Source organism: Rhodococcus maanshanensis NBRC 100610, assembly GCF_001894865.1.
Classification (GTDB): domain Bacteria; phylum Actinomycetota; class Actinomycetes; order Mycobacteriales; family Mycobacteriaceae; genus Rhodococcus_G; species Rhodococcus_G maanshanensis.
This window is the reverse complement of sequence record NZ_BCXA01000027.1, coordinates 1-13,621: the sequence shown is the minus strand read 5'-3', so window position 1 is coordinate 13,621 and position 13,621 is coordinate 1. Positions and strand designations below refer to the sequence as shown.

Sequence of the window (13,621 nt, the reverse complement as noted above, 5' to 3'; positions counted from 1 at the left end):
ACCACGGTCAACCCGGACGCGGTGCTCGACCTCATCCAGGCCGGCCGGATCCCGGTGGTCTCCACGATCGCGCCCGACGCGGACGGTGTCGTGCACAACATCAACGCCGACACCGCGGCGGCGGCGCTGGCCGAGGCGATCGGTGCGGAGAAGCTGGTGATGCTCACCGACGTCGAGGGGCTGTACACCGACTGGCCAGACCGGTCCTCCCTTGTCAGCGAGATCGACTCGGCCGCACTGGAACTGCTGTTGCCGACGCTCGACGCGGGGATGGTCCCCAAGATGGAGGCTTGCCTGCGGGCGGTGCACGGCGGGGTGTCCTCCGCACACGTGATCGACGGCCGGGTGGCGCACTCGGTGCTCCTGGAGCTGCTCACCGGCGAGGGCATCGGCACCATGGTCACCCACACGAATCAGGAAGGACAGTGATGACCGAACCTTTGCAGCAGCGCTGGTCGAACGCGCTGATGGACACCTACGGGGTCCCGCGGCTGGCCCTGGTCCGTGGCGAGGGCGCGGTGGTCACCGACGCGGACGGCAAGCAGTATCTCGACCTGCTGGCCGGGATCGCCGTCAACATCCTCGGACACGCGCACCCCGCCGTCATCGAGGCCGTCACCGCGCAGCTCTCCACCCTCGGCCACACCTCCAACCTGTACGCAACCGAGCCGGGCATCGCGCTCGCCGAGCAGCTGCTCGCGCACCTCGGCGCACCGGGCCGGGTGTTCCTGTGCAACTCGGGCACCGAGGCCAACGAGGCCGCGTTCAAGCTCGCGCGGGCCACCGGCAGGCCCAACATCATCGCCGCCGAGAACTCGTTCCACGGCCGCACCATGGGGGCGCTCGCGCTCACCGGACAGCCCGCCAAGAGGGCCCCGTTCGAGCCGATGCCGCCCGGCGTTTCGCACGTTCCCTACGGCGACATCGAGGCGCTCGACCGGGCGGTCGACGCCGACACCGCGGCGGTGTTCCTGGAACCGATCATGGGGGAGAGCGGTGTCGTCGTGCCGCCGGACGGCTACCTCACCGCGGCCAGGCAGATCACCGCTGACCGCGGCGCGCTGCTGATCCTGGACGAGGTGCAGACCGGGATCGGCCGCACCGGCTGGTTCTACGCGCACCAGGCGGTCGGGATCGTGCCGGACGTGATGACCCTGGCGAAGGGGCTCGGCGGCGGCATGCCGATCGGGGCCTGCGTCGCGACCGGTGCGGCGGCCGAGCTGTTCGGGCCCGGCAAGCACGGCACCACCTTCGGCGGTAACCCGGTCTGTGCGGCGGCCGCGCTCGCGGTGCTGCGGACCGTCGCCGATCAGGACCTGATCAGTCACGCCGACTCGCTCGGCAAGTCGATCACCCACGGAATCGAGAACCTCGGTCACCCGCTGGTCGATCACGTCCGCGGGGCCGGTCTGCTGCTCGGCGTCGTGCTGACCAGGGAGGTGGCTCCCGCGGTCGAGGCCGCGGCCCGCGACGCCGGGTTCCTGGTCAACGCAGCGGCGCCCGGTGTGATCCGGCTGGCGCCTCCGCTGATCCTCACCGAGGAACAGGCGAACGGATTCGTCGCGGCGTTGCCCGCGATCCTCGATGTGGCGGAGGAACAGAAATGAGCACGACCATCAAGCACTTCCTGAGGGACGACGACCTGACGCCCGCCCAGCAGGCGGAGGTGCTCGCGCTGGCCGCCGAGCTGAAGAAGGACCCGTACGCCAAGCAGACGTTCGCGGGTCCGCGCGGCGTCGGCGTCATCTTCGAGAAGAACTCCACCAGGACGCGCTTCTCCTTCGAGATGGGCATCGCCCAGCTCGGCGGGCACGCGGTCGTCGTCGACGGCCGCAGCACCCAGCTGGGCCGCGAGGAGACGCTGCAGGACACCGGTCGGGTGCTCTCGAGGTACGTCGACGCGGTGGTCTGGCGCACCTTCGGGCAGAAGCGACTCGAGCAGATGGCGGCGGGGGCGACGGTGCCGATCGTCAACGCGCTGTCCGACGAGTTCCACCCGTGCCAGGTGCTGGCGGACCTGCAGACGCTCGCCGAGCGCAAGGGCAATCTCAAGGGCCTCAAGCTGACCTATCTCGGCGACGGTGCCAACAACATGGCGCACTCGTTGCTGCTCGGCGGCGTGACGGCGGGCGTCGACGTCACGATCGCTGCGCCCGCCGGCTTCGCGCCGCTCGGCTACGTCGTCGAGGCTGCCCGGGTCCGCGCGGAGCAGACCGGCGCGACGATCACGCTGACCGACGACCCGGTCGCGGGCGCCGAGGGTGCCGATGCGCTCGTCACCGACACGTGGACGTCGATGGGGCAGGAGAACGACGGCCTCGACCGGGTCGGGCCGTTCCGGCCGTTCCAGATCAACGCCGCGCTGCTGGCGCACGCTGCCCCGGACGCGACGGTGCTGCACTGCCTGCCCGCGCACCGCGGCGAGGAGATCACCGACGAGGTGATCGACGGGCCGCAGAGCGCGGTGTGGGACGAGGCGGAGAACCGGCTGCACGCGCAGAAGGCGCTGCTGGTGTGGCTGCTCGAGCAGCGGGGCGGACCGGGGAACCGGCCGTGACCACCGCCAAGCCGATGGCGGTCGCGCCGGCGAAGGTCGCGGTCGCGCCGACCCGCGCGGGCAGGCAGGCCCGGATCACCGCTCTGCTGTCGGTGCACGAGGTGCGCAGTCAGCCGGAGCTCTCGGCGCTGCTCGCGGCCGAGGGCATCGAGGTCTCGAACGCCACGCTGTCGCGGGACCTCGAGGAGCTCGGAGCCGTGAAGCTGCGGGCCGCGGACGGCGGCGCGGGCGTCTATGTGGTGCCCGAGGACGGCAGCCCGGTCCGCGGGGTGTCGGGAGGCACCGACCGGCTCTCGCGGCTGCTCGGCGAGCTGCTGGTGTCCACCGACGCCAGCGGAAACCTGGCGGTGCTGCGGACGCCCCCCGGCGCCGCGCACTACCTCGCGAGCGCCCTCGACCGGGCTTCGCTGCCCGAGGTTGTCGGAACCATTGCCGGGGATGACACCATTCTTGTGATCGCCCGCGAACCACTCACCGGCGCACAGCTGGCGGAGATGATCGAGAAACTGGCCTGACGGGTTCGAATCCGCCGGCTGACAACTGAAGATCTTGTGAAGAGTTACAACCTGAAGGAGCACAAAGACCATGGCTGAACGCGTCGTACTCGCCTACTCGGGCGGGCTGGACACCTCGGTGGCCATCAGCTGGATCGGCAAGGAGACGGGCAAAGAGGTCGTCGCCGTCGCCATCGATCTCGGCCAGGGCGGCGAGGACATGGAGGTCGTGCGTCAGCGTGCCCTCGACTGCGGCGCGGTGGAGTCCGTCGTGGTCGACGCCCGCGACGAGTTCGCGAACGAGTACTGCCTGCCGACCATCCAGGCCAACGCGCTGTACATGGACCGGTACCCGCTGGTATCGGCCATCAGCCGGCCGCTGATCGTCAAGCACATCGTCGAGGCCGCGCGCGCCCACGGTGGCACCGTCGTCTCGCACGGCTGCACCGGCAAGGGCAACGACCAGGTCCGCTTCGAGGTCGGCTTCGGCGCTCTCGCGCCCGACCTCGAGGTCATCGCGCCGGTCCGCGACTACGCGTGGACCCGCGAGAAGGCGATCAAGTTCGCCGAAGAGAACAACATCCCGATCAACGTCTCCAAGAAGTCGCCGTTCTCGATCGACCAGAACGTCTGGGGCCGCGCCGTGGAGACCGGGTTCCTCGAGGACCTGTGGAACGCGCCGACCAAGGACGTCTACGACTACACCCAGGACCCCACGGTCAACTGGAACGCACCCGACGAGCTGATCATCAGCTTCGAGGCGGGCAAGCCGGTCGCGATCGACGGCAAGCCGGTCACCGTGCTCGAGGCCATCCAGGAGCTCAACAAGCGTGCCGGTGCCCAGGGCGTCGGCCGCCTCGACGTGGTCGAGGACCGTCTCGTCGGCATCAAGAGCCGCGAGATCTACGAGGCCCCCGGTGCCATGGTGCTCATCACCGCCCACCAGGAACTCGAGCACGTCACCCTCGAGCGCGAGCTCGGTCGCTACAAGCGTCAGATGGAGCAGCGCTGGTCCGAGCTGGTCTACGACGGCCTGTGGTTCTCCCCGCTCAAGGACGCGCTCGACTCGTTCGTCGCCAAGACCCAGGAGCGGGTCACCGGCGACATCCGGCTGTTCCTGCACGGCGGTGCTATCACCGTCAACGGTCGTCGCAGCCCGGAGTCGCTCTACGACTTCAACCTCGCCACCTACGACGAGGGTGACTCGTTCGACCAGTCCTACGCCAAGGGCTTCGTCAACATCCACGGCCTGTCCTCGAAGGTCGCGGCCAAGCGGGACCTGGGTCTGTAGGCATGTCGGAGAGTTCGCACGGCACGAATGAAGGCGCGCTGTGGGGCGGGCGGTTCGCCTCCGGCCCCGCCGAGGCCATGGCTGCGCTCAGCAAGTCGACGCACTTCGACTGGGTGCTCGCGCCCTACGACGTGCGCGCCTCGCAGGCGCACGCCCGGGTGCTGCACAAGGCCGGCCTGCTCAGTGACGCCGACCTCGCGACGATGCTCGACGGGCTGACCCGTCTGGCGGACGACGTGGCCAGCGGGGCGTTCGTGCCTGCGGACTCCGACGAGGACGTGCACGGCGCCCTCGAGCGCGGCCTGATCGAGCGGGTCGGCACCGAGGTCGGGGGCCGCCTGCGCGCGGGCCGCTCCCGCAACGACCAGGTGGCCACCCTGTTCAGGATGTGGCTGCGCGACGCGGCCCGCCGCGTGGCGGCCGGGGTGCTCGACGTCGTCGACGCCCTCGCCACCCAGGCGGCCGCGCATCCCGACGCGGTGATGCCCGGCAAGACACACCTGCAGGCCGCGCAGCCGGTGTTGCTCGCGCACCACCTGCTGGCGCACGCGCATCCGCTGCTGCGCGACGTGCAGCGCCTGGAGGACTTCGACAAGCGGGCGGCGGTGTCCCCGTACGGCTCGGGGGCGCTGGCCGGTTCGTCGCTGGGTCTGGATCCGGAGGCCATCGCGGCGGAGCTGAACTTCGACTCCTCCGCGGAGAACTCGATCGATGCCACCTCGTCGCGTGACTTCGCGGCGGAGGCGGCGTTCGTCTTCGCGATGATCGCGGTCGACCTCTCGAGGATGGCCGAGGAGGTCATCATCTGGAGCACCCCGGAGTTCGGCTACATCACCCTCGCCGATGCCTGGTCGACCGGCTCGTCGATCATGCCGCAGAAGAAGAACCCGGACGTCTCGGAGCTGACCCGCGGCAAGGCAGGTCGACTGATCGGCAACGTGACCGGCCTGCTCGCGACGCTGAAGGCCCAGCCGCTGGCGTACAACCGGGACCTGCAGGAGGACAAGGAGCCGGTCTTCGACTCGGTGGCGCAGCTCGAGCTGTTGCTGCCCGCGATCACCGGCCTGGTCTCGACCCTCGAGTTCCACACCGACCGGATGGCGGAGCTGGCCCCGGCCGGGTTCACCCTCGCCACCGACATCGCGGAATGGATGGTGCGGCAAGGGGTTCCGTTCCGGGTGGCGCACGAGGCGGCCGGTGCCTGCGTCCGGGTCGCCGAGGGCAGGGGAGTCGGGCTCGAGGAGCTGACCGACGAGGAGTTGGCGGACGTCGACCCGGCGCTGACACCCGCGGTGCGGGAGGTCCTCACGGTCGCCGGCTCGATCGCCTCGCGTAACGCGCGGGGCGGCACGGCCGGTGTACAGGTCGCCCGCCAGCTCGGCGGGGTCCGCGAGGCCTCGCGCGTGCGGCGCGCCTGGATCGAACGGTGAGCCGCCCCGGGTAGAGCGTGCGGCGGGGTGCGTTCACCGCGTCCGCGCGGGGAATATAGTGTGATCTGAGTCACCATCGATCATCCCTTGGGGGGACGCTGAAGTGAGTTGGTATCCAGAGGTTCTGAACGGCTCGGTGCGTCGTGTCGTGGCCACCGCGCAGAACGGCCTCGAGGTGATCCGGTTGGGCGGCCTGGAGACGGAAGCCCGTCCCTCGGAGTTCCGGGTCGTCGAGCGGGAACCGATGTTCCGGCTGCGCCGGTACTTCGCGGACGAGGCCGCCGACGGCTCGCGGCCACCGATCGTGCTCGTGCCGCCGATGATGATGTCGGCGGACGTGTACGACGTCGCGCAGGATCAGGGCGCGGTCGGTGTCCTGCACGCGATGGGCCTCGACCCGTGGGTGGTCGACTTCGGGTCGCCGGACACCGAGGACGGTGGCTGGAACCGCACACTGGCGGATCACGTCGTCGCCATCAGTGACATCATCGATCGGGTGCACGAGCACACCGGCCGGGAGGTGCACCTCGCCGGATACTCTCAGGGCGGGATGTTCTGCTACCAGGCCGCGGCCTATCGGCGGTGCAAGAACCTGGCAAGCGTGATCACCTTCGGTGCGCCCGTCGACACGCTCGCGGCGCTCCCGCTCGGCATCCCCGAGGGCGTCGCGACCAGGGCGGCCGACTTCCTCGCCGACCATGTGTTCACCCGGCTCTCGATCGCGGGATGGATGGCGCGCACGGGCTTTCAGCTGCTCGACCCCGTCAAGACCGCGAAGTCCCGGATCGACTTCCTGCGCCAGCTGCACGACCGGGAGGCACTGCTGCCGCGCGAGCAGCAGCGGCGCTTCCTGGCGACCGAGGGATGGGTCGCCTGGTCGGGCCCGGCCGTCGCCGAACTGCTCAAGCAGTTCATCGTGCACAACCGGATGATGTCCGGTGGCTTCGTGATCCAGGAGCGACTGGTCACCCTCGCGGAGCTGAGCTGCCCGATCCTGGCCTTCGTCGGGGAGGTCGACGACATCGGCCAGCCCGTGGCGGTGCGCGGGATCCGGAAGGCGGCACCGCGTGCCGAGGTCTTCGAATCCACCTTGCGCGCAGGGCACTTCGGGCTCGTCGTCGGGTCCGCCGCGGCCACCCAGACCTGGCCGACGGCGGGCGAATGGGTGCGCTGGCGGGAGGGTCTCGGGCCCCGCCCCGAGACCATCGACGAGATGACCTACGAGGATCAGCCCGCGACGGAGACCGGGGTCTCGGTGAGCGACCGGATCCTGCACACCGGGGCGTCCATCGCCGAGGTGGGTGTCGGGATCACCAGGGGCGTGCTGGACATCACCTCGCACACGATGCGTGGCACCAGGGAACTGTCCGCGGAGGCGATCCGGGTGCTGCCCCGGTTGGCCCGGCTCGGGCAGATCCAGCCGCACACGACGATCTCGCTCGGCAAGCTGCTGGCCGAGGCGGGCGCCAGGTCGCCGAAGGGCGAGTGCTTCCTGTTCGACGATCGCGTGTACACCAACGAGGCCGTCAACACCCGGATCGACAACGTGGTGCGGGGGCTGATCTCGACGGGGGTTCGGCCTGCCGAGCGCATCGGCCTGCTCATGGAGACCAGGCCGAGCGCCCTGATCGCGATCGCGGCGCTGTCGCGGATCGGCGCCGTCGTCGTCATGCTGCCGCCGACAGCCGACCTGTCCGCGTCGGTGCGCCTCGGCGGGGTCCAGACCATCATCACGGACCCGGACAACTTGCGTTCCGCCACCTCGCTCGGTGTCGACGTGCTGGTTCTCGGCGGCGGTGAGTCGCGGGTCCTGGACACCGAACCGGATTCGGCCACAATCGATCTCGAGAAGATCGATCCGTCGCAGGTGAAGTTGCCCGCGTGGTACCGACCGAATCCCGGACGCGCACAGGAACTCGCCTTCGTGCTGTTGAGCCGGTCGGGCGGCCATCTCGAGGCGAAGCACATCACCAATCACCGCTGGGCGTTGTCGGCCTTCGGTACCGCGACTGCGGCGAACCTCGGCCGCGGCGACACGGTGTATTCGATTGCTCCGCTTTACCATTCGTCCGTGCTTCTGGCCACGCTCGGTGGCGCGATCGCCGGTGGATCCAGGATCGCGCTCACGCGCGGGCTCGACCCCGCGCAGTTCGCGGCCGAGGTGCACCGCTACGGCGTGACGGTGGTCGCGTACACGTGGACGATGATGCGTGAGCTGGTGAACTGCGAGGACCTGCCCATCGGCCCTGGTCATCCGATCCGGCTGTTCATCGGTTCCGGCATGCCGCGCGGGCTCTGGTTGCGGACGATGAAGCGATTCGAGCCTGCGCGCGTCCTCGAGTTCTACGCGTCCACGGAGGGCGCGGTTGTGCTCGCGAACGTCTCTGGTGCCAAGCCTGGCGCGAAGGGGCGCCCGCTGCCCGGCAGCACCCCGGTTCGGATCGCGGCGTACGACCCGATTCGTGGCGAGTACCTGGTCGACGAGCAGGGGCTGGTTCGCGAGTGCGGGGTCGGGGAGGTCGGGCTGCTGCTCGGTCACGCGACCAACAACGAGGCGATCAGTGGCGCCATGCGCGGGGTGTTCGGGGCCGGCGACGCCTGGGTGCCGACCGAACACCTCTTCACGGTGGACGCCGACGGCGACTTCTGGATGATGGACGAGAAGAACGCGGTGGTGCGCGCCAGGCGCGGGCCGGTGTTCGGGCAACCGATCGTCGACGCCCTCGGGGGGATCGAGCGCGTGGACAACGCGGTGGCCTATGGGGTCCCCGTCGGGGACGAGGAGCTGGCGGTGGTCGCGCTGACACTGCTTCCCGACAGTTCGCTCAGCGCAGTCGATCTCGCGGATGCCCTCGCGGACCTCGAGCCCGCGCAGCGTCCGGATCTGATCCATGTCGTTCCCGAGATCGCGATCAGCAACTCGTACCGGCCGAGGCGGAGCGCGCTCAAGGCGGCAGGACTGCCGAAGCCGGGTGTGCGCTCGTGGTACTACGACCCGGAGAAGGACGGCTATCGCCGCCTGACCCGCGCGGTGATCTCGGAGCTGAAGGAGCGGGGGAGTCGGGCGCTGACCGGGTAGCCGGGTAGCGTTACCGACGACATCGGCTGCTGTCGACCGCACTCTTCGCACGCTCGAGAGGACCATTCCGTGGCGCTTGATCCCACCCTGCTGAGCATCCTGGCCTGCCCGCAGGACAAGGGTCCCCTGCTGCTCGTCGACGACGAGTTGCTCTACAACCCGCGGCTGCACCGCGCCTATCCCATCGAGGACGGCATCCCGGTCCTGCTGGTCGACGAGGCGCGGACCGTGGGCGAGGAAGAGCACGAGGCGCTGCTCGCGCGCGCCAAGGGATCCGCGGCCGACTAGGTCAGCCAACCGCTCCGGTCAGGTAGCGCTGCACAGTCGGTCCGACCAGGGCGACGACCTCGTCGACGGACAGCGAGGCGATCGGTTCGAGCCGGAGCAGATACCGGGTGATCAGCAGCCCGGACAGTTGCGATGCGACAAGGGTGGCCCGCAGCGGGCCGCTTCCCGGCGGGTCGTCGAACCTCCCCACGAGCTGGCGCAGGATCACCTCGGTGAGGAAGTTGCTCACCAGGCCGGTCGACTCGCCGGAGATCGCGGCGCGGAAGGCGGCGAGCACGGCGGTGCCCTGTGGTGACTCCCAGACCCCGAGGACGCCGCGCAACAGCAGCTCGCCGATCTCCTCGACCGGGGCGTCGAGTACCGCGCCCAGGATCAGCTGGGGATCCACCGGCATGTCGACCGCGGCGAGGAACAGCGCACGCTTGGTGCCGAAGTAGTGGTGCACCAGCGCCGAGTCGACGCCTGCCTCCGCAGCGATCGCTCGCACCGAGGTCCTCTCGAAACCGGTGTCCGCGAATTGATTCCGGGCGGCGGTGAGGATGAGCTCCTTGGTGTCCGGGTTACCGGGCCTGCGTCCGGATCGAGCCGTGGTCGAGGCGGCGCGAGAGGTCATGGCGTTCGCCTGCGCAGCGTCGCCGCGGCGAGGCACAGGGCCACGACCGCGAAGCCCGCGACAACGCCGAGGTCGCGCCACATCACCGCGGTGCTGCCGGGGTACCGCGCGACCTGTTGCAGGGCCTCGACGGCGTAGCTCAGGGGCAGCACGTTCGAGATCCATTCCAGCCACTGTGGCAGCTGGTCGCGGGGCACCAGCAGGCCGCACAGGAACAGCTGGGGGATCACGATCACCGGCATGAACTGGACCGCCTGGAACTCGGTCCTGGCGAAGGCGCTGCACAGCAGTCCGAGCGCGACGCCGAGCACCGCGTCGAGCACCGCGATCAGCACCACCAGCCCGACGCTGCCCGCCGTGGTGAGCCCGAGGAGCCCGAACGTCACCAGGCACGCGAGCGCCGCCTGCGCCGCGGCGGCGAGCGAGAACGCGGTGCCGTAGCCGCCGAGCAGGTCCAGCTTGGACATCGGGGTGGTGAGCAGCCGTTCGAGGGTCCCGGAGCTCCGTTCCCGCTGCATCGCGATGGAGGTGACCAGGAACATCACCACGAACGGGAGAATCCCCAGCATGGTGATCGCGATCCGGTCGAACAGCGACTGCTCGCCGGGCGGGGTCGGCACGTTGACGTAGAGGAAGTAGAGAAGCGTCATCAGCAGCGCGGGGACCAGCAGGATCATCGCGACGGTCCGGTGATCGGCGCGGAGCTGGCGGAGGATGCGTCCGGTGCTGGCGGTGTAGATTCTCGCGTTCATGACTGCTCCGCTCCCACGGTGCGGCTGCGGATCAGGGTGAGGAAGGCGTGCTCGAGGCTCGACTGACCGGTCTCGGTGCGCAGCTCGTCGGGGCTGAGCTGGGCTATCAGGCTGCCCTCGCGCAGCAGGAGCAGCTCCGGGCAGTGTTCGGCCTCGTCCATCACGTGGCTGGAGACGAGCAGCGTGGTGCCCGAGGCCGCCAGGTCCGCGAACCGATCCCACAGGTCGGCGCGCAGCACCGGGTCGAGCCCGACGGTCGGCTCGTCCAGGATCAGCAGTTCCGGGTCCCCGACCAGGGCGCAGGCGAGGGACACCCGGGCGCGCTGGCCGCCGGAGAGTTGTCCGGCCTGTTGATCGGAGTAGCCGCCGAGCGCGACCGCGTCGACGGCCTCGGCCGCGGCGGCCGCCGTGCGGCCGTACAGGGCGGCGAAGTACCGGACGTTGTCGCGGACCGAGAGGTCGAGGTAGACGGTGGGGGACTGGGTGACGTACCCGACACGGTGTCGCAGCGAGGCGGATCCGGCCGGCTCGCCGAGCACGGTGACCGAGCCCGATTCGACGATCTGGGTTCCCACGATCGCCCGCATCAGGGTCGTCTTGCCGCAGCCGGAGGGTCCGAGTAGGCCGGTGATGGAACCGCTCCTGACGCTGAGGTTCAGCGTGTGCAGCACTTCGTTTCTGCCGCGGCGGACGACGAGATCGGTGATCTCGATCGCCGGGCGGTCCGTCGATCCTGGCATCGAAGCCTCAATTCATCGAGTGATGAAATCATCCTTGGATGAATTCTCTGCCCGTGGTGGGTGGGGTGTCAACACCCCGGCCGGCACGACTTCGAGGCACAATCGGCGAGATGTCGGAGCGAGAGCTGGCCGCCGCGGATCCACTCACGGCGGCACGTCTGGTGCTCGGGGCCCGACTCACCGCAGGCGGCGTCACGGTGCGCGTCGTCGAGGTCGAGGCGTACGGCAGCGACGAGGCGGGGCCGTGGCCGGATCCTGCCGCGCATTCCTATCCGGGCCCGACGCAGCGCAACGCCGTGATGTTCGGGCCCGCGGGCCGGCTGTACGTCTACCTCAGCCACGGCCTGCACCTGTGCATGAACGTCTCGTGCGCTGGCGTCGGCACCGCGGCCGCGGTCCTGCTCAGGGCCGCCGAGGTGGTCGAGGGTGAGGACATCGTGCGGCGGCGCCGCGGTCAGGACAAGCGCTTTCGCGACCTGGCAAGGGGGCCGGGGAATCTCGGGCAGGCACTCGGAATCACGCTGGCGGACAACGGAACCGACCTGCTGGCGGCTGGATCCGTGATCCGGTTGCGGCTCGATCCGCTGATCGAACACGCCGAGGGTCCGCGGGTCGGGGTGAGCCGGGCGGCCGAGCGGCCGTGGCGACTGTGGGATCCCGCCTCCTCGGCGGTTTCCGCATACCGTCGCAGCCCGCGTGCACCCGTCGTCCCTGGTGCGAGAGAATCGAAGGCGTGACTGTGAACATCATCGACGAACTCCACTGGCGTGGCCTCATCCAGCAATCCACGGATATCGACGCGCTGCGGCGCGACGCCGATGCCGGTCCGGTCACGCTCTATGCCGGCTTCGACCCGACCGGCCCCAGCCTGCACGCCGGTCACCTGGTGCCGCTGCTCGCGCTGAAGCGATTCCAGATGGCAGGCCACCGGCCGATCGTGCTCGCGGGCGGTGCGACCGGACTGATCGGCGATCCGCGCGACGTGGGGGAGCGCACCATGAACTCCGCCGACACCGTCGCCGAGTGGGCCGGGCGCATCCGCGCCCAGCTCGAGCGCTTCGTCGAGTTCGAGGGACCGGCCGCCGCGGTCATCGAGAACAACATGAACTGGACCGGCAAGCTGACCGCCATCGACTTCCTGCGCGATATCGGCAAGCACTTCTCGGTCAACGTCATGCTGGCCAGGGACACGGTCAAGCGCAGGCTCGACTCGGACGGCATGTCGTACACCGAGTTCAGCTACATGCTGCTCCAGGCCAACGACTACCTGCAGCTCCGCCGCGAGTACGGCTGCACGCTCCAGGTCGGCGGCTCCGATCAGTGGGGCAACATCATCGCGGGCGTCGAGCTCAATCGCCGGGTGGACGGGGAGTCGGTGCACGCGCTCACCGTCCCGCTGGTCACCTCGGCCGACGGCAAGAAGTTCGGCAAGTCGACCGGTGGCGGCAGCCTGTGGCTCGACCCGGAGATGACCAGCCCCTACGCCTGGTACCAGTACTTCGTGAACACCGCGGACGCTGACGTCGTCCGCTACCTGCGCTGGTTCACCTTCCTCACGCAGGAGGAGCTCGCCGAGCTCGAGGAGCAGACGCTCACGCGTCCGCAGGCCCGTGCGGCACAGCGCCGGCTGGCGGCGGAGATGACGACCCTCGTGCACGGGGAGCACAACACCGCCGCCGTCGAGCACGCCAGCCAGGCGTTGTTCGGCAAGGCCGAGCTGACCGAACTGGACGAGTCGACCCTCGCCGCGGCGCTGACCGAGGCGGCTGTCGCGCAGGTGCGCCCTGGTGACGCGACGACCATCGTCGACCTGCTGGTGACCAGCGGTCTCTGCGAGAGCAAGGGCGCCGCCCGCCGCACCATCAAGGAGGGCGGTGCGTCGGTGAACAACCAGCGGATCAGCGCCGAGGAGTGGGAGCCCCAGGCCACCGACCTCCTGCACGGACAGTGGCTGGTCATCCGTCGAGGGAAGCGGAACTTCGCAGGCATCCAGGTGCTGCCGGCCTGAGTGGACCGCAAAGGGGTGGCGCGGGTCACATCGATGTGATTCGATGGATTCGCGCCCCCAGGGCGGTGCGCGCGGCCCGCGACCTGCGGGAGTTTCGCGGCGCGCATAGCTGACCTGGGGATTTGACGCTGTGTTCTTGTTCGCGTAACTTTTGTCGAGTCAGAGCGACACGGACACCGACCCGGCTGAGAGGCGCGGGACACGAGGTTGGACGTAGGCGCCAGACAATCCTGGAAGTTGTAGCCGGTTTCGGTCGGTTCTACTTCGACTGCCTTCTGAGTCTGGCGGGGCCGGTTTTGACCGGGTCTGCTCGATGAGATAGGCTGGAACAGTTGCCCCGGAGAGGCCGAGAACATGTTTCTCGGTGGT

At 69.5% G+C, this 13,621-nt stretch carries 13 protein-coding genes; 10 read left to right on the top strand and 3 right to left on the bottom strand.

Translation table 11 applies throughout. The features are described from left to right. The 8 genes from RM1_RS14230 to RM1_RS14195 all read left to right on the top strand — a co-directional run. Positions 1–429: amino acid kinase family protein (locus RM1_RS14230; protein WP_439958207.1), on the top strand; the 429-nt coding region annotated here is incomplete at its 5' end. Next, positions 429–1,607 (top strand): acetylornithine transaminase, encoded by a 1,179-nt coding sequence (locus RM1_RS14225; RefSeq protein WP_072752133.1) that lies wholly within the window; start codon positions 429–431, stop codon positions 1,605–1,607. The genes RM1_RS14230 and RM1_RS14225, both read left to right, overlap by 1 nt. Next, positions 1,604–2,557, top strand: coding sequence for an ornithine carbamoyltransferase (gene argF / locus RM1_RS14220; RefSeq protein WP_072752131.1), 954 nt, complete (start codon positions 1,604–1,606; stop codon positions 2,555–2,557). Before RM1_RS14225 ends, argF begins: the two co-directional genes overlap by 4 nt. A gap of 14 nt (positions 2,558–2,571) precedes the next feature. Next, a complete protein-coding gene (locus RM1_RS14215) occupies positions 2,572–3,072 on the top strand; it encodes an arginine repressor (RefSeq protein WP_072752137.1) in 501 nt (166 codons plus the stop codon). 70 nt (positions 3,073–3,142) lie between these two features. After that, entirely contained in the window at positions 3,143–4,342 is a 1,200-nt protein-coding gene (locus tag RM1_RS14210; protein WP_027503207.1) for an argininosuccinate synthase, read from the top strand. Positions 4,343–4,344: 2 nt separating this feature from the next. Next, positions 4,345–5,772, top strand: a complete 1,428-nt coding sequence (gene argH, locus RM1_RS14205; RefSeq protein ID WP_072752129.1) for an argininosuccinate lyase — start codon at positions 4,345–4,347, stop codon at positions 5,770–5,772. Between the two features lie 103 nt (positions 5,773–5,875). Continuing rightward, positions 5,876–8,851 (top strand): acyl-CoA synthetase, encoded by a 2,976-nt coding sequence (locus tag RM1_RS14200; protein ID WP_072752127.1) that lies wholly within the window; start codon positions 5,876–5,878, stop codon positions 8,849–8,851. A gap of 69 nt (positions 8,852–8,920) precedes the next feature. Then, positions 8,921–9,139 (top strand): Trm112 family protein, encoded by a 219-nt coding sequence (locus tag RM1_RS14195; protein WP_072752125.1) that lies wholly within the window; start codon positions 8,921–8,923, stop codon positions 9,137–9,139. Position 9,140: 1 nt separating this feature from the next. Here RM1_RS14195 and RM1_RS14190 read toward each other — a convergent pair whose 3' ends face one another. From RM1_RS14190 to RM1_RS14180, 3 genes are read right to left on the bottom strand one after another with little or no spacing between them, the layout of a single operon-like run. Then, positions 9,141–9,752 carry a TetR/AcrR family transcriptional regulator gene (locus tag RM1_RS14190; RefSeq protein WP_072752135.1) on the bottom strand — a complete coding sequence of 204 codons (612 nt, stop codon included), beginning with the start codon at positions 9,750–9,752 and terminating at the stop codon, positions 9,141–9,143. Then, positions 9,749–10,504: an ABC transporter permease gene (locus RM1_RS14185; protein WP_072752123.1), complete on the bottom strand. Its 756-nt coding sequence runs from the start codon at positions 10,502–10,504 to the stop codon at positions 9,749–9,751. The genes RM1_RS14190 and RM1_RS14185 overlap by 4 nt, the downstream gene beginning before the upstream one ends. Further along, complete coding sequence (locus tag RM1_RS14180) at positions 10,501–11,244, bottom strand: ABC transporter ATP-binding protein (protein ID WP_072752122.1); 744 nt, start codon at positions 11,242–11,244, stop codon at positions 10,501–10,503. The genes RM1_RS14185 and RM1_RS14180 overlap by 4 nt, the downstream gene beginning before the upstream one ends. Positions 11,245–11,354: 110 nt before the next feature. Between RM1_RS14180 and RM1_RS14175 the strand changes: the two genes are divergently transcribed. Next, on the top strand, positions 11,355–11,981 hold the full coding sequence (locus tag RM1_RS14175) for a DNA-3-methyladenine glycosylase (protein ID WP_072752120.1): 627 nt from the start codon (positions 11,355–11,357) through the stop codon (positions 11,979–11,981). Then, the gene (gene tyrS, locus RM1_RS14170) at positions 11,978–13,252 is read left to right on the top strand and encodes a tyrosine--tRNA ligase (RefSeq protein WP_072752118.1); all 1,275 of its coding nucleotides are present in this window, start codon (positions 11,978–11,980) and stop codon (positions 13,250–13,252) included. The genes RM1_RS14175 and tyrS overlap by 4 nt, the downstream gene beginning before the upstream one ends. The last annotated feature ends 369 nt before the right edge of the window (positions 13,253–13,621 follow it).